Below are 17,130 nucleotides of genomic sequence, written 5' to 3' on the forward strand. Positions count from 1 at the left end.
AGGCGGCGCGTCATCTGGTGACAATGGCGAAGACCCTCGCGCAGTGTTCGTGCAGGCGAGACTACGATGGAAGTCTTCACGTCACAGCGCTCACCCTCGCCGACCTAAAAAGCCATCAAAAGCTCCACTTGGGAAGGCCAGACGAATCCTGATGGGGAACTCAATGTCGTTCATCGGCCGTGACATGGCTGTCGACCTCGGGACCGCCAACACGCTGGTGTACGTCAGGGGTCGCGGGATCGTACTCAACGAGCCGTCCGTCGTCGCGATCAACACCAACACCGGTGGAATTCTCGCCGTCGGCGCGGAAGCGAAGAAGATGATCGGGCGGACCCCTGGCAACATCGTTGCCGTGCGTCCGCTGAGGGACGGCGTCATCGCCGACTTCGAGATCACCGAGCGCATGCTCCGCTACTTCATCCTGAAGATCCACAAGCGGCGCTACCTTGCCCGTCCTCGCGTCGTCGTCTGTGTGCCCTCCGGTATCACAGGTGTCGAGCGTCGTGCCGTCATCGAAGCGTCGTCCCAGGCCGGGGCGCGCCAGGTGCACATCATCGAGGAGCCCATGGCCGCGGCCATCGGCTCCGGCCTGCCGGTCCACGAGGCCACGGGCAACATGGTGGTGGACATCGGCGGCGGTACCACGGAGGTAGCGGTCATCTCGCTCGGCGGCATCGTCACCGCCCAGTCCATCCGCGTCGCGGGCGACGAGCTGGACAACGCGATCATCCAGCACATCAAGAAGGAGTACTCGCTTCTTCTCGGTGAGCGGAGTGCCGAGCAGATCAAGATCACGATCGGTTCGGCGTACGACCTCGACAACGACGAACACACCGAAATCCGTGGCCGGGACCTGGTGTCCGGGCTGCCCAAGACCGTCGTCATCTCCGCGGCCGAAGTACGCAAGGCCATCGAGGAGCCGGTCAACGCGATCATCGACGCCGTGAAGACGACCCTCGACAAGTGCCCGCCGGAGCTCTCCGGCGACATCATGGACCGCGGAATCGTTCTGACCGGCGGCGGAGCCCTGCTGCGCGGCCTCGACGAGCGGCTGCGCCGTGAGACGGGCATGCCCATCCACATCGCCGAGGACCCGCTGGACAGCGTGGCGCTCGGCTCCGGCAAGTGCGTGGAGGAGTTCGAGGCGCTCCAGCAGGTGCTGGACGCCCAGCCGCGCAGATGACGTAACTCTTCGATTCCGCCGTACGAGATGATCCCTTCTCGTACGGCGGATCGTTGATATCGAGGCATAAGCTCCGCACAACACCCGCGGGTTCCGCCCTTCAGGGCTCTTCGGGACCCTGCTGGACGAGTCACAGACGACATTCCGACGAGGAAGGCACGGCCGCCGCACGTGAGGGACACACGAGAGAGCCGGCTGCTCTTGGTGCTGCTGATCGCCATCGCGTTCGCCTTGATCACGGTGGACATCCGCGGCGGTGAGGACTCGCCGGTCGACGGTGCCCGGCGGACCGCCGCCACCGTCTTCGGCCCGATCGAGAACGGGGTGTCGTCCGCGGTCAACCCCGTCGGCAACGCGATCCAGGCCGTGAAGGACTCCGGCGACCGCCACGACCGCATCGCCCAACTCGAGCGTGCCAACGCCGGGTTGAAGGCGAAGCTGGGCAGCGACGACCGCAACCGCAGCCGGCTCAAACAGCTCGACAAGATCCTCAGAACGGCCGGCGCGGGCCAGTACGGCATCAAGGGCGCCGAGGTCATCGCCATAGGAGCGGCCCAGGGCTTCTCCTGGACCGTCACCATCGACGTCGGCGCGAACGACGGCATCAAGCGCGACATGACCGTCCTCAACGGAGACGGGCTGGTCGGGCGGGTCACCACGGTGGGGCCCAACACCGCCACCGTGCTGCTCGCCAACGACCCCGACTTCACCGTCGGCACGCGCATGGAGTCCACCGACGAGCTCGGCTTCGCCTCCGGCCAGGGCGACCGCCCGCTGCGCGTGGAACTGCTCAACGGCAAGGCCAAGATCAAGAAGGGCGACCGGCTCGTCACCTTCGGCTCCCAGGCGGACAAGCCGTTCGTGCCCGGCGTTCCCGTCGGCCTGGTGAACCGCGTCGACCCCTCCGGCGGCGACCTGACCCGCACGCTCTACGTCACGCCGTACGTGTCCTTCACCAAGCTCGACATCGTCGGCGTCGTCGTCCAGGCCCCGCGCAAGGACCCACGGGACGACGTGCTGCCACCCAAACCGAAGCCCACGCCCACGCCGACCGTGACCGTGACGGTCACGCCCTCGGGCGACGTGCCCGCCGACGGCCTGCAGCAAGAGCAGCAAGAGCAGTAGGAGCTGAATTCCCCATGCGCTTCAACCGAATGCTGCTCTCCACGACGCTGGTGATCGTCGCCCTGGTGGTCCAGGTCAGCGTCCTCGCCCGTCTGCACCTGCCGGGCGCCGTACCGGACCTCCTGCTGCTCACCGTGCTCGGCCTCGCCCTCGTCTACGGCCACGTCGGTGGCGCCCTCGTCGGCTTCGGTGCGGGTCTGCTCGCCGACCTGGCCCCGCCCGCCGACCACGCCGCCGGACGCTACGCCCTCGTGCTCTGCGTCATCGGCTACCTCGCCGGACTCGCCAAACCCGAGAACGGCCAGCTCAAGTCGGCGACGGGCCCCATGGCCGTGGTCGTGGCCGCCGCGATCGGCTCCACGCTCCTGTACGCGGGAGTGGGCGCCCTCGTCGGCGACACCACCGCCCGCCACGTGGGCCTGAGCAGCCTGCTGTTCACCGCCGCCCTGTACGACCTGCTGCTCGCCCCGTTCGTGGTCCCCGGGATCATGGCCCTGGCCAGACGCGCCGAGAACGATCCACTCGCCGAGACCAACGGCTCCGGCAAGGCGCCCGACGTCACCGCGGGCTGGCTGTCCTCCGGCACGGGCCTGCGCATCGGCAGTCAGCGCGGCGGACTGAGGGTGAAGGCAGCCAAGGCGCGGATGGCCCGGGCGGGACGCATCAAGGGGGTCAAGCGGCTGTGATCGCGGTGCCCGGCAACAGCACACCGAACGAGGCGAGGGAGGGGGAGCAGTGACCAACGCCCACCCGTCGCCCACCACCACCCTTCCAACGAAGGGGCTGCGCCCATGACCAACATTCCCGAGACCGGCCGGACCCCGCGGGTCCAGATCCGGCTCGTCGTCATCCAGATCCTCGTCCTGTCCCTCCTCGGCACCCTCGGCGGGCGCCTCTGGTACCTCCAGATCCGCAACGGCGACGAGTACGCGAAGGAAGCCTCCGGCAACCACGTCCAGCAGGTCGTCAGCCCCGCCGTGCGCGGTTCGATCCTGGACGCCCGCGGGGTGCCGATCGCCGACAACGAGACCCGGCTCGTGGTCTCCGCGTCCCGCACCGATCTGCTGAAGATGAAGGACGACGGCGACGCGGTACTCACCAAGCTGGCCGCCGTCCTCGGCATGAAGGCCGCGGACGTGCTGGACAAGGTCCGGCTGTGCGACTCGAAGACGCCGCAGCCGTGCTGGAACGGCTCGCCCTACCAGCCGATCCCCATCACCGACGAGGCCACGCCCAAGCAGGCCCTGCAGATCCGCGAGCGCGCCGAGGACTTCCCCGGCATCACCGCGGAGCCGCAGGCCGTCCGCCGCTACGCCGCCCCCGGCAAGGCCAACACCGCTCAGGTCCTCGGCTATCTCTCCCCCGTCACCGACGAGGAGATCACCAAGGCCGAGAACACCGACTCGCCGTACCTGCGCTCCGACCAGGTCGGCCGGTCCGGCCTGGAGCGCCAGTACGACAAGGAACTGCGCGGCAAGGCCGGCGTCACCCGCTACGAGGTCGACAACCTCGGCCGGGTCATCGGCCAGGCCAAGAGCGACAGGGCCGAGCCCGGCGCGAACGTCGTCACCAGCATCGACTCCCGCGTCCAGCGCGTCGCCGAGTACGAGCTGAACGAGGCGATGAAGGCCGCCCGCGACGTGCACGACAGGAACACCGGCGAGAACTACAAGGCCGACTCCGGTGCCGTCGTCGTCATGGAGAACAAGACCGGCCGGGTCGTGTCGATGGCGTCCAACCCGTCGTACGACCCGAACGCCTGGGTCGGCGGGATCTCCGGCAAGGACTACGCGCGGCTCACCGGCAAGGACTCCAACTACCCGCTCCTGAACCGCGCGATCCAGGGCCAGTCGGCTCCCGGCTCGATCTTCAAGGTCGTCCCGACGGCCGCCGCGATCAACGCCGGATACTCCTTCAACGGCCCCTACCAGTGCGCCAGTTCGTACTCCATCGGCGGCCAGGTCTTCAAGAACTTCGAGTCCAAGGGGTACGGCCCGATCAGCCTCGGCCGCGCGCTGGAGGTCTCCTGCGACACCGTCTTCTACAGCCTGTCCCACCAGGAGTGGAAGCGGGACGGCGGCATCAAGCCGAACAAGAACGCCAAGGACTGGTTCTACAAGACGGCCCACCAGTTCGGCCTCGGCAAGGAGACCGGCATCGACCTGCCGAACGAGGTCACCGGCCGCGTCCCCGACCGCAAGTGGAAGCAGGACTACTGGAAGGCCAACAAGGACGCCTGGTGCAAGTACGGCAAGAAGGGCGGCTCGTACGCCCAGCAGATCGCGTACGAGAACTGCCTCGAGGGCAACAGGATGCGCGCCGGTGACTCCGTGAACTACTCGATCGGACAGGGCGACACGCTCGTCACGCCGATCCAGATGGCGACGATCTACGGGGCGATCTCCAACGGCGGCACCCTCTACGACCCGACCGTCGGCAAGGCGATCATCAGCCCGGACGGCAGGACCGTCCAGGAGATCAAGCCGAAGTCGCACGGCAAGCTGCCGATGTCGCAGAAGACCCGCGACGAGATAGACGGTGCCCTCGCGGGAGTCGCGACCCGCGGTACGGCCGCCTGGAGGTTCGGCGGCTGGCCGCAGGACGAGATCCCGATGCACGCCAAGACGGGTACGGCCGAGGTCTACGGCAAGCAGACGACCTCTTGGTTCGCCACCTACACCAAGGACTACACGGTCGTCATGACCATCTCCCAGGGTGGTACGGGTTCCGGCGCCTCGGGCCCCGCCGTGCGCAAGATCTACAACGCGTTGTACGGGGTGTCCGAGGACGGCGCGATCGACAAGAAGAAGGCCCTGCTCTACACGCCGCAGAAGGACCTGCCGAAGATCGAGAAGGACGGGTCGATCGACTCCCCGAAGGCCGAGGCGTACCCGCCGAAGAAGGACGAGCAGGCCACCGAGGAGGGGCAGCAGCTGCCGGCGGGCGACGACCCGGCCGCCACGGTGCGCGATCCGGGCACCGGCAACAACCGCGACACCCGCAGGCGCTCGGCCCGCCCGAAGAAGAGGCGGAGGGCCAGCGCATGACCGGCGCGAACGGCTTCTCCGTCTCCGGATACGGACCCGAACGAGCCGGCTGGACACGGCTGTTCGCCCGTGACTCGCTGGCCCGCAGACTCGACTGGCCGATACTGTTCTCGGCCATCGCGCTCTCCCTGATCGGCGCGGCTCTCGTCTACTCGGCGACCCGCAACCGCACCGAGCTCAACCAGGGCGATCCGTACTACTTCCTGTTCCGGCACCTGCTCAACACGGGCATCGGCTTCGCCCTGATGATCGGCACGGTCTGGCTCGGCCACCGCACCCTGCGCACGGCCGTGCCGATCCTGTACGGGCTCTCCGTCTTCCTGGTCCTGCTGGTGCTGACCCCGCTCGGCGCGACCATCAACGGCGCGCACGCGTGGATCGTCATCGGCGGCGGCTTCTCGCTCCAGCCCTCCGAGTTCGTGAAGATCACGATCATCCTGGGCATGGCGATGCTGCTCGCGGCCCGGGTCGACGCCGGCGACAAGCCGCACCCCGACCACCGCACGGTCCTCCAGGCGCTCGGCCTGGCGGTCGTACCGATACTGATCGTCCTGCTCATGCCCGACCTCGGTTCGGTCATGGTCATGGTCATCATCGTGCTCGGTGTGCTGCTCGCCTCCGGTGCCTCCAACCGCTGGATCTTCGGCCTGATCGGCGCCGGTGCGCTCGGGGCCATCGCGGTCTGGCAGCTCAAGATCCTCGACGAGTACCAGATCAACCGCTTCGCCGCCTTCGCCAACCCCGAGCTGGACCCGGCGGGCGTCGGCTACAACACCAACCAGGCGCGGATCGCGATCGGCTCCGGAGGCCTGTTCGGCACGGGGCTCGGCAAGGGCTCGCAGACCACCGGCCAGTTCGTGCCCGAGCAGCAGACCGACTTCGTCTTCACGGTCGCGGGCGAGGAACTCGGCTTCGTCGGCGCCGGGCTCATCCTGGTCCTGCTGGGCGTCGTCCTGTGGCGGGCCTGCCGCATCGCCCGCGAGACGACCGAGCTGTACGGCACGATCGTCGCCGCCGGGATCATCGCCTGGTTCGCCTTCCAGTCCTTCGAGAACGTCGGAATGACCCTCGGCATCATGCCGGTCGCGGGCCTGCCACTGCCCTTCGTCTCGTACGGAGGTTCGTCGATGTTCGCGGTCTGGGTGGCGGTCGGGCTGCTGCAGTCGATCAGGGTGCAGCGGCCGATGTCGGCGTGAGCGCTCCGCCGGGCTGAGCGCCGGGGTGCGGTGGTTCTTCCGCGTGCCGGTTGTCCGTGACCGGGCGGGCAGTTCCCCGCGTCCCTCACGGGGCCTAGATTCAGGGGATGGTGGACACCAAGCGGGAGATCGAGCGCAAGTACGAAGCCGATGACAACGCCGGACTGTCGGAGCTGCCGGACCTGACGCGTGTCCGGGGCGTCTCGGCCGTCGTCGACAAGGGCGTCGCCGAACTGGACGCGACCTACTACGACACGGCCGACCAGCGCCTCGCCGCCGCGTCACTCACCCTGCGCCGCCGCACCGGGGGCGACGACGCGGGCTGGCACCTGAAACTCCCGGTGTCCGACGGCGTACGGGACGAGATCCACGCCCCGCTGTCCGACACCGTGCCCCACGCCCTCACCTCCCTCGTCCGCTCCCGGGTGCGCGACGCCGAACTCGTCCCCGTCGTACGGCTGTTGTCGTCCCGCGACGTCCGCCACCTCGTCGACGACGCCGGGGGACTGCTCGCCGAGATCAGCGTCGACCGCGTACGGGCCGAGCGGCTCAGCGGCGGCGACGGCACCACCGCCTGGACCGAGATCGAGGTCGAGCTGGCGGACGACGGCGACCCCGCTTTCCTCGACAAGGTCGAGAAGAAGCTGCGCAAAGCCGGTGTCTCGCGCTCCAGGTCCGCCTCCAAGCTGGCCAGGGCGCTGGAGGAGACGGGCCGCAAGCCGCGCCGGAAAGCCGTCGTCGGGGCGGCGCCGGTCACGGCGGGCGATTACGTCCTCGCCTACGTCCGTGCCCAGCGCGACGCGATCGTGGCACTCGACCCGGCCGTCCGGCGGGACGTCCACGACGCGGTGCACAGCATGCGCGTCGCCACCCGCAGACTGCGCGGCACGTTCCGCTCGTACGGCGGCATCCTGGACCGGGCCGTCACCGACCCGATCCGCGACGAACTGAAGTGGCTGGCGGGGGAGCTGGGCGTCGACCGCGACCAGGAGGTCCTCACCGAACGGCTGACGGCGGCCCTCGACGAACTGCCGCCCCGGCTGCTCGCCGGGCCCGTCCGTGAACGCCTGCGCACCTGGGCGCACGACCGCCGGGCCGGCTCCCGGAGCCGGCTGATCGCGGTCCTCGACGGCGGGCGCTACCTGGATCTGCTGGTCGCCCTCGACTCCCTGCTCGCCACGCCGCCCCTGCTGAAGGCCGCCGCGGGCACCACGGACAAGGCGATCACGAAGGCGCTGCGCAAGGACTTCGACAAACTGTCGGAGCTGGTCGGCAGAGCCGTGGAGCTGCCGACCGGAACAGTCCGCGACCTCGCCGTCCACGAGGCCCGCAAGAAGGCCAAACGCGCCCGTTACGCGGCCGAGCTCGCCGTTCCCGTACTCGGTGGACCCGCGAAGCGCCTGGTGAGCGACATGAAGTCCCTCCAAGGGCTGCTCGGCGAGCACCAGGACAGCGTGATGGCCCGGGAGGCACTGCTGGACCTGGCGGCCGAGGCGCACACGGCGGGGGAGAGCGGCTTCACCTACGGGGTCCTGTACGGGCGTGAGGAGCGGACCGCCGCAGCGGTGGAGGCCGGGCTGCCGGAGGCGTGGGAGGCGGTCAGGAGCAGAACGGCCCTGTGAGCGGCCCGTGAGGAGCCCCGGCACGGCCCGGGCCCGCCGGGGAGGAACCCGGCGGGCACTGCTCCGAACGACGGACGGGGGGTGCCTCCGGGCGCGTTACGCTTGAGGATCACCCCCGTCAGCTCACGAAGGTTCGCCAGATGCCTGCCGAAACCGCTGTGTCCGTGTTTCCACAGCTCGAAGCTCTGCTCCCGCATGTGCAGAAGCCGATCCAGTACGTCGGCGGAGAGCTCAACTCCACGGTCAAGCCCTGGGAGGCCTGCGACGTCCGCTGGGCGCTCATGTACCCGGACGCGTACGAGGTCGGGCTGCCCAACCAGGGCGTCATGATCCTCTACGAGGTCCTGAACGAGCGCGAGGGCGTGCTCGCCGAGCGCACGTACAGCGTGTGGCCGGACCTCGAGGAGCTGATGCGTGAGCACGGCGTCCCGCAGTTCACGGTGGACAGCCACCGGCCGGTCAAGGCCTTCGACGTCTTCGGCCTGTCCTTCTCCACGGAGCTGGGCTACACGAACATGCTGACGGCGCTGGACCTGGCGGGCATCCCGCTGGAGTCCAAGGACCGCACCCTCGACGACCCGATCGTCCTGGCCGGCGGCCACGCCGCGTTCAACCCCGAGCCGATCGCCGACTTCATCGACGCGGCGATCATCGGCGACGGCGAGCAGGCCGTGCTCGACATGACCGAGATCATCCGGGCCTGGAAGGCGGAAGGCAGGCCGGGCGGCCGCGAGGAGGTCCTGTTCCGCCTCGCGAGGACCGGAGCGGTGTACATCCCGGCGTTCTACGACGTCGAGTACCTGCCGGACGGCCGGATCGCCCGCGTCGTCCCCAACAGGTCGGGTGTCCCGTGGCGCGTGTCCAAGCACACGGTCATGGACCTGGACGAGTGGCCCTACCCGAAGCAGCCCCTCGTCCCGCTCGCGGAGACGGTCCACGAGCGCATGTCGGTGGAGATCTTCCGCGGCTGCACGCGCGGCTGCCGCTTCTGCCAGGCGGGCATGATCACCCGCCCGGTCCGTGAGCGCTCCATCACGGGCATCGGCGACATGGTCGAGAAGGGCCTGAAGGCCACGGGCTTCGAGGAGGTGGGCCTGCTCTCCCTCTCCTCGGCGGACCACTCGGAGATCGGCGACCTCGCCAAGGGCCTGGCGGACCGGTACGAGGAGGACAAGATCGGCCTGTCCCTCCCGTCCACCCGGGTCGACGCGTTCAACGTGGACCTGGCCAACGAGCTGACCCGCAACGGCCGTCGCTCGGGCCTCACCTTCGCCCCCGAGGGCGGCTCCGAGCGCCTGCGCAAGGTCATCAACAAGATGGTCTCGGAGGACGACCTCATCCGGACGGTCTCGACGGCGTACGGCAACGGCTGGCGCCAGGTGAAGCTGTACTTCATGTGCGGCCTGCCCACCGAGACGGACGAGGACGTCCTCCAGATCGCGGACATGGCGATGAAGGTGATCGCCGAGGGCCGCAAGGTCTCCGGCCAGAACGACATCCGCTGCACGGTGTCCATCGGCGGCTTCGTCCCGAAGCCCCACACGCCGTTCCAGTGGGCCCCGCAGCTGTCGGCGCAGGAGACGGACGCCCGCCTGACGAAGCTCCGCGACAAGATCCGTGGCGACAAGAAGTACGGCCGCTCCATCGGTTTCCGCTACCACGACGGCAAGCCCGGCATCGTCGAGGGCCTGCTCTCCCGCGGCGACCGCCGCATCGGCTCCGTCATCCGCGCCGTCTACGAGGACGGCGGCCGCTTCGACGGCTGGCGCGAGCACTTCTCGTACGACCGCTGGATGCAGTGCGCCGACAAGACGCTCCCCGCCCTCGGGGTGGACGTCGACTGGTACACCACCCGTGAGCGCACCTACGAGGAGGTCCTCCCCTGGGACCACCTCGACTCCGGTCTCGACAAGGACTGGCTCTGGGAGGACTGGCAGGACGCGCTCGACGAGACCGAGGTCGACGACTGCCGGTGGACGCCCTGCTTCGACTGCGGCGTGTGCCCCGCGATGCAGACGGAGATCCAGGTCGGCCCGACCGGCAAGAAGCTGCTCCCCCTCACGGTGAAGAAGCCGGCGGTCAGCGGACACGTGCACTGACCGACGCCTTTCGAAGGCCCCGCCGGCGCAGAGCCGGGGGGCGGGCGGGGACGAAAGCCGCGGTTCTGCATCCGTACGGGCCGCTCACGCGTCTTCGTGGACATGGACCTGGAGAAGTCACCGCCGCCCGCGTCACCCGAGCCGCCCGGGGTGGGCGCGTCGCCGGAGCTGTACGAGGGCTCCAGCGCGCCCGTGCCGCGGCCTGACGCCGCTCCCGGTGGATGTCTCGCCGTCGCGATCCGCATTCCGGTGCGGATCGTGGTGTTCGTGCTGGTGGTGCCCGTACGGATGGCGTGGGACGCGCTGGTCGTCGGCGGCCGGTTCCTCAACGACCTCCTGTTCCGGCCGCTCGGCCGGGCGTTCATGTGGGTGTTCGCGCCGGTCGGGCGCGGTGCGGCGTGGCTGCTCGAAGGCATCGCGACCGTCGTCGCGTGGCTGCTGACCGGGCTCGGGTACGGGCTGACGTGGCTGGGCAAATTGGTGTTCGTCTGGCCGTGGGTGGGGCTGTGGCGTTACGTGGTGGTGCCCGTGGGGCGAGGGCTCGCCTGGCTCGGGCACGTACTGCTCGTCGTCCCCGCCCTGTGGCTGTACGCGTGGGTGCTGACGCCCGTCGGGCACGGCGTCGTGTGGGCGCTGAGGGGGTTCGGGGCCGGATGCGCCTGGCTGTGGCGTGTGTCGGTGGTCTCGCCCACGGGCTGGCTGTACCGGGCTCTCCTCGCGCCGACCGGCCGGGGCATCGCCTGGGCCGCCCGCGGACTGTGGGCCGGTGTCGTGTGGGCCTTCAGCGGGTTGTGGGCCGGCATGACATGGATCGGCGGGGGACTGTGGGCCGGCATGACATGGGTGGGCCGAGGTCTGTGGACCGGCATCTCATGGGTGGGCCGGGGAGTCTGGGCAGGGGTGTCCTGGCTCGCCATGGTCGTCGGGACCCTCCTGCGGTGGATCTTCGTCGTACCCCTCGTCGCCCTGTGGCGCTGGGTGCTCGCGCCGGTCGGGCGGGGTATCGCCGTGGTCGCGCGGGAGATCGGCGAGGCCCTGGGGCATGCGTGGCGGGTCGCCGGGTACGTGTCGCTGGCCGTCGGGCGCTTCCTCGGACGACTCTTCCGGTGGATCTTCGTCGAGCCGGTGCGGTGGGCGTACCGGAGCGTGCTCACTCCGATGGGGCACTTCGTACGGGATGCCGTCTGGCGGCCCGCGGCGGAGGCCGCCCGCAGTGTGGGCCGCGCCACCCGGCAGGCCCTGGCGAGCGCCCGCGAGACGGCACGGCAGACCAGGGCCGACATCCGGCGCATGCTGTTCGGAGCCCCGCGCGAACCCGAGCCGGTGCCCCTGGCCGGACCCCGGGCAGCACCGGAACCGGTACGCCTGGTCAAGCCCGCCGGGACCGTCCGGCCGGAGCCGGACCGCTCCCGCCGGGAACCGCCGGCCGCCGGGACACGTACTCTAGGTAGCAGTACGACCGCACTCACGAAGGACTGAACGACACTGGGCAAGCGACAGCCCGAAGGCCCGCCGCCCGCACCCGCGGTGCAGCGCATCCGACTGCGCTACACCAAGCGCGGCCGCCTCCGGTTCACCAGCCACCGCGACTTCCAGCGTGCCTTCGAGCGCGCGTTGCGCCGCGCCGAGGTGCCCATGGCGTACTCGGCGGGGTTCACGCCGCACCCGAAGGTGTCGTACGCCAATGCCGCACCCACCGGCACGGGCAGTGAGGCCGAGTACCTGGAGATCGCGCTCACCGACACGCGCGACCCCGACACACTGCGCGAGCTCCTCGACGAGTCGCTGCCCACCGGGCTCGACATCATCGACGCGGTGGAGGCCCGTACCTCGGGTCTCGCCGACCGGCTCACCGCGTCCGTGTGGGAACTGCGCCTCGACGGCGTGTCCCCCGAGGACGCGGAGCGGGCGGTCGACGCCTTCATGTCGGCCGAGACCGTCGAGGTCCGGCGCAAGGCGAAGAACGGCATGCGCACCTTCGACGCCCGCGGCGCCGTCGCGGGTCTGGAGGCGCACAGCGCACCGCCGGAGGCGCACGGTCCCCAGGCTGATAGGCCGACCGACCAGGCTTGTGCGATACTGCGGCTGGTTGTTCGGCACGTGACGCCTGCCGTTCGACCCGACGACGTTCTGTCCGGTCTCCGAGCTGTGGCCGACCTGGCGCCGCCGGTCCCCGCAGCGGTGACCAGGCTGGCGCAGGGGCTATTCGATGAAGAGACCGGCACGGTGACCGACCCGCTCGCGCCCGACCGCGAGGCAGCAGCATCCTCCCCGAATGCGTTTTCCGGGGACACCGCTTCTGCCGCCGCGAAGGCGTCGGCGTAAGGAAGGTCCCGCGTAGGGACGGACGTCGAAGCGCCGCCCTCGTATCCGGGAGCCACCTGGGTCGGGCAGCGCACCGACCAGAAGACTTTCGCCAGGCCGTACGCACAGGGCGTACGGAACCGGCGAGACAGGACACAGAGAGCTCCCGTGCGGCGCCCGCGCCCCCGGACGGCGGCACCGCGCATCGCGCGAGCCGCGGACGTCACCGGATCTGCGGCGCCCGGGAGCCTGACGGGAGATCCACCCGCATGCTTGAGCCGACCGAACCCACCGAGTCCGCAACGGGCTCCGAGAACAGCACCCCGAGCGACACGCTGCCGCCGCGCCGGCGCCGTCGTGCCGCTTCACGCCCCGCGGGACCTCCCTCGGGGAACGCCGAGGGTGCCCCCGAGGCAGAGACCACTGCGCCGGCCATACCGGCTGTGACCTCCACCGACCTCGCGACAGAAGAGGCGGAGGAGACCGAAGAGGCGGCTGCGGTCACCGGGGCGTCCGCCCCGAGCCAGGCTGCCGACGAGGCGCCGGCCGCCGAAGCCGCTCCCGCTCCGCGTCGCCGTCGTGCCACGCGTCGGGCGTCCGCCCCCGCGGGTGCGCCGCAGACGACCGGGGCCGAGGCGGCTCCGGTGGCTGCTGAGGCTCCCGCGCCCGCCGAGCCCGCCGTTGAAGAGGCGGCTGCCGTCTCCGATGCCGAGGCTGCTCCGGCTCCGCGTCGCCGTCGTGCCACGCGTCGGGCGTCCGCTCCCACGGGTGCGCCGCAGACGGTTGAGGCCGAGGCCGCTCCGGTGGCCGTTGAGGCCCCCGCGCCCGCCGAGCCCGCTGTCGAAGAGGCGGCTGCCGTCTCCGAGGCCGAGGCTGCTCCGGCTCCGCGTCGCCGTCGTGCCACGCGTCGGGCGTCCGCTCCCACGGGTGCGCCGCAGACGGCTGAGGTCGAGGCCGCTCCGGTGGCCGTTGAGGCCCCCGCGCCCGCCGAGACACCGGCCGTCGAGGAGACACCGGCCGTCGAGGCCGAGGCCGCCCCCGCCCCGCGTACGCGCCGTCGCGCCACACGCCGGGCCACCGCCCCCGCCGGTGCGCCCCAGGCGGAGACCGAGACCACTCCGGTGGCGCCCGCCGAGGCTGCCACTGAGCCCACTCGCCGTGCCACCCCGCCCGAGGCGGAGCACGCCGAGACCCCCACCGCGACCGAGCCCGCCGAGGCCGTTGTCCGCGACGAGCGCAGGGAGGCCCCCGTGGCCGCTGCCAAGAACGACCGGTCCGCCGAGACCGAGACCTCCGCCGACACCGAGGAAGCGGCTCCGCGTCGCGCCCGTCGGCGAGCCACCCGCAAGGCGGCCGGAGGCTTCTCCGCACCCGCGCCGAGCCGGACCGCGGAGGCGGAGGACGAGTCGTCCCGGCGCCCCGGGCGTCCCGCCGTCGCCGTGTTCCAGGCGCCGGTCTTCGCCGAGCCGATGTTCCAGACGCCCGAGCGTGCCGCGGCAGCCGCCGCGGCCGAGGCCGAGGAGGACGTCCCGGAGGAGGCCGAGGAGGTCGTGGAGCCGGTCCAGCAGGCCGCCCCCGCGGTCGTCGAGGAGGAGACCGGCGGGCCGCGCAGGCGCCGCCGCAGGAGGGCCGAGGAGCCCGCCGCCCCGGTGGTGGAGAGTGCCCCCGAGGCCGAGGAGCCCGTCGACGAGGAACCGGCCGAGGAGGAGTCCGCCGAGGACGCCGCCGAGGGCGACGACAACGAGGAGACCGGCTCGCGCCGCCGTCGCCGCCGTGGTGGCCGTCGCCGCCGCCGGGGCGAGTCCGCCGACGCGGACGGTGACGAGTTCGCCGGTGAGCAGTCCGACCGCGGTGAGCAGACCGCCCAGGACACCGAGGACACCGCCGAGCAGACCGAAGAGGACGCCGCGGACGCGGAGGACGACCACGAGGACGCCGGCGGCTCCAGCAGCAGCCGTCGCCGCCGTCGCCGTCGCCGCCGGGCCGGTGACTCCTCCGGCGAGGCCGACGCCGTCGACAGCGACCCCGAGCGCACGGTCGTCAAGGTCCGCGAGCCCCGCAAGAAGGAAGAGCGGTCCCACGACAGCTCGGACGAGGTGCAGTCCATCAAGGGCTCGACCCGCCTCGAGGCCAAGAAGCAGCGCCGCCGTGAAGGGCGCGAGCAGGGCCGCCGCCGCGTCCCGATCATCACCGAGGCCGAGTTCCTGGCTCGCCGCGAGGCCGTCGAGCGCGTGATGGTCGTCCGCCAGAGCGGCGAGCGCACGCAGATCGGTGTCCTCGAGGACGACGTGCTCGTGGAGCACTACGTCAACAAGGAGGAGTCGACCTCGTACGTCGGCAACGTCTACCTGGGCAAGGTCCAGAACGTGCTGCCGTCGATGGAGGCCGCCTTCATCGACATCGGCAAGGGCCGCAACGCGGTCCTGTACGCCGGTGAGGTCAACTTCGAGGCGCTGGGCATGGCCAACGGCCCCCGCCGCATCGAGAGCGCCCTGAAGTCCGGCCAGTCGGTCCTCGTGCAGGTCACGAAGGACCCGATGGGCCACAAGGGTGCCCGTCTGACGAGCCAGGTCTCGCTGCCCGGCCGCTACCTGGTCTACGTGCCCGAGGGCTCGATGACCGGCATCAGCCGCAAGCTGCCCGACACCGAGCGGGCCCGCCTGAAGACCATCCTCAAGAAGATCGTCCCCGAGGACGCGGGCGTCATCGTGCGCACCGCCGCCGAGGGCGCGAGCGAGGACGAGCTGAGCCGTGACGTCGAGCGGCTCCAGGGGCAGTGGGAGGACATCCAGAAGAAGGCGAAGAGCGGCGGCAGTTCGAACGCCCCGACGCTGCTGTACGGCGAGCCGGACATGACCGTCCGCGTCGTCCGCGACATCTTCAACGAGGACTTCACCAAGGTCATCGTCAGCGGCGAGGAAGCCTGGGAGACCATCCACGGGTACGTCTCGCACGTCGCGCCCGACCTGGCCGACCGCCTGTCGAGGTGGACCTCCGAGGTCGACGTCTTCGCGTCGTACCGGATCGACGAGCAGCTCGCCAAGGCGCTGGACCGCAAGGTGTGGCTGCCGAGCGGCGGTTCGCTGGTCATCGACAAGACCGAAGCGATGATCGTGATCGACGTCAACACCGGCAAGTTCACCGGTCAGGGCGGCAACCTCGAGGAGACGGTCACCAGGAACAACCTGGAGGCGGCCGAGGAGATCGTGCGCCAGCTGCGGCTGCGCGACCTCGGCGGCATCGTCGTCATCGACTTCATCGACATGGTCCTGGAGTCCAACCGGGACCTGGTGCTGCGGCGCCTCCTGGAGTGCCTGGGCCGCGACCGTACGAAGCACCAGGTGGCCGAGGTCACCTCGCTGGGCCTCGTCCAGATGACCCGCAAGCGGGTCGGTCAGGGCCTGCTGGAGTCCTTCTCGGAGACCTGCGTCCACTGCAACGGCCGCGGCGTGATCGTGCACATGGAGCAGCCGACCTCCGCCGGAGGCGGCGGCAAGCGCAAGAAGCGCGGTCGCGGCGGAGCCGAGCAGACCCATGAGCACGAGCACACGCACGAGCCGGAGACGGCCGACGTGCCCGAGCCGGTCGAGACGGCCGCCGAGGTCGCCGCGGAGGTTGCCGAGCCGGTCGCGCTGCTCGAGCCCGAGTTCGTACCGGACGAGGACCTCTACAGCAGCGCCGCCGAGGCGGAGGCCGCTGCCACGCGTGGCCGTTCGCGTCGCCGCACGAGTCGGCGGGCGTCGGCCCCGGCGGGTGCGCCGAGGTCCGAGTCCCGCAGGTCCGAGCGCAGGAGCGAGGTTCCGACCGCGCAGTCCGTGACGACCGAGGACGAGATCGCGCGTCCCGTGCAGCAGGAGCCGGCCGCGGTCGCGCAGGCCGCGCCCGTCGCCGCCGAGGACCCGGTGGTCGAGGCGGCCGCCGAGGCAGCCCCCGCTGTCGACGACGCCGCTCCCAAGGGGCGTACGCGCCGTCGGGCGACCCGCAAGGTCTCCGCGCCGGCCGGTTCGCCCAAGGCGGCGGAGGAGGCCGTGGTGACCGTCACCGAGCCGGTCGCCGCGCCCGCCGAGCCCAAGGTGGAACAGGCCGCGGAGGCCGCCCCCACGGCGGAGCAGCCCGCCGTCGACAGTGCCGCCCCGGCGCGGCCGAGGCGCCGTGCGGTCCGTAAGGCCACCGCGCCCGCCTCGTCCGCGGAGTCCGCCGTCGTGGTCGTCCCGTCCTCGCCCGCCGAAGCCCCGGCGCAGGCCGCCGAGGCGCCTGCCGAGGCCCCCGCGGACGCGTCCGGAGCGGGCGACGAGGCTCCGGCCACGAAGACGGCCCGCAAGACGGCCAAGAAGGCGACCGCGAAGAAGGCCGCCGCGAAGAAGACGACGACGGCGGCCAAGAAGACGGCGGCGAAGAAGACCACGGCCAAGAAGGCGACGAAGACCGCCAAGACGGCCGCGAAGTCGACGTCGAAGAAGACCGCGGCGGCGGAGCAGCAGACGCCGTCCACCGTCACGGCCTCCACCGACGAGGACTGACGAGGGCAGGCCGAACACCCGGGGCGCGAGCCCT

At 70.9% G+C, this 17,130-nt stretch carries 10 protein-coding genes; all 10 read left to right on the top strand.

Features of this window, described 5'->3' with window-relative positions; all coding sequences use genetic code 11:
- The first annotated feature begins 163 nt into the window (after positions 1-163).
- The 10 genes from O1Q96_RS07970 (at position 164) to O1Q96_RS08015 (ending at position 17,096) form a co-directional block, all read left to right on the top strand.
- Positions 164-1,183, top strand: coding sequence for a rod shape-determining protein (locus O1Q96_RS07970; RefSeq protein ID WP_266827414.1), 1,020 nt, complete (start codon positions 164-166; stop codon positions 1,181-1,183).
- 171 nt (positions 1,184-1,354) lie between these two features.
- A complete protein-coding gene (mreC, locus tag O1Q96_RS07975) occupies positions 1,355-2,308 on the top strand; it encodes a rod shape-determining protein MreC (protein ID WP_269247485.1) in 954 nt (317 codons plus the stop codon).
- Positions 2,309-2,322: 14 nt separating this feature from the next.
- Entirely contained in the window at positions 2,323-2,994 is a 672-nt protein-coding gene (gene mreD / locus O1Q96_RS07980; protein ID WP_269247486.1) for a rod shape-determining protein MreD, read from the top strand.
- 105 nt (positions 2,995-3,099) lie between these two features.
- A complete protein-coding gene (gene mrdA, locus O1Q96_RS07985) occupies positions 3,100-5,355 on the top strand; it encodes a penicillin-binding protein 2 (protein WP_269247487.1) in 2,256 nt (751 codons plus the stop codon).
- Positions 5,352-6,551: a rod shape-determining protein RodA gene (rodA, locus tag O1Q96_RS07990; RefSeq protein ID WP_217459021.1), complete on the top strand. Its 1,200-nt coding sequence runs from the start codon at positions 5,352-5,354 to the stop codon at positions 6,549-6,551. The genes mrdA and rodA overlap by 4 nt, the downstream gene beginning before the upstream one ends.
- Positions 6,552-6,658: 107 nt before the next feature.
- Entirely contained in the window at positions 6,659-8,173 is a 1,515-nt protein-coding gene (locus O1Q96_RS07995) for a CYTH and CHAD domain-containing protein (protein ID WP_269247488.1), read from the top strand.
- 140 nt (positions 8,174-8,313) lie between these two features.
- Positions 8,314-10,272: a TIGR03960 family B12-binding radical SAM protein gene (locus O1Q96_RS08000; RefSeq protein ID WP_269247489.1), complete on the top strand. Its 1,959-nt coding sequence runs from the start codon at positions 8,314-8,316 to the stop codon at positions 10,270-10,272.
- Positions 10,273-10,374: 102 nt separating this feature from the next.
- On the top strand, positions 10,375-11,751 hold the full coding sequence (locus O1Q96_RS08005) for a hypothetical protein (protein ID WP_269247490.1): 1,377 nt from the start codon (positions 10,375-10,377) through the stop codon (positions 11,749-11,751).
- Positions 11,752-11,799: 48 nt separating this feature from the next.
- Positions 11,800-12,597 carry a TIGR03936 family radical SAM-associated protein gene (locus O1Q96_RS08010; RefSeq protein ID WP_269247491.1) on the top strand — a complete coding sequence of 266 codons (798 nt, stop codon included), beginning with the start codon at positions 11,800-11,802 and terminating at the stop codon, positions 12,595-12,597.
- A 248-nt stretch (positions 12,598-12,845) separates the two neighbouring features.
- Complete coding sequence (locus tag O1Q96_RS08015) at positions 12,846-17,096, top strand: Rne/Rng family ribonuclease (protein WP_269247492.1); 4,251 nt, start codon at positions 12,846-12,848, stop codon at positions 17,094-17,096.
- Positions 17,097-17,130: the final 34 nt, after the last annotated feature.

The organism is Streptomyces aurantiacus, assembly GCF_027107535.1.
Taxonomy (GTDB): domain Bacteria; phylum Actinomycetota; class Actinomycetes; order Streptomycetales; family Streptomycetaceae; genus Streptomyces.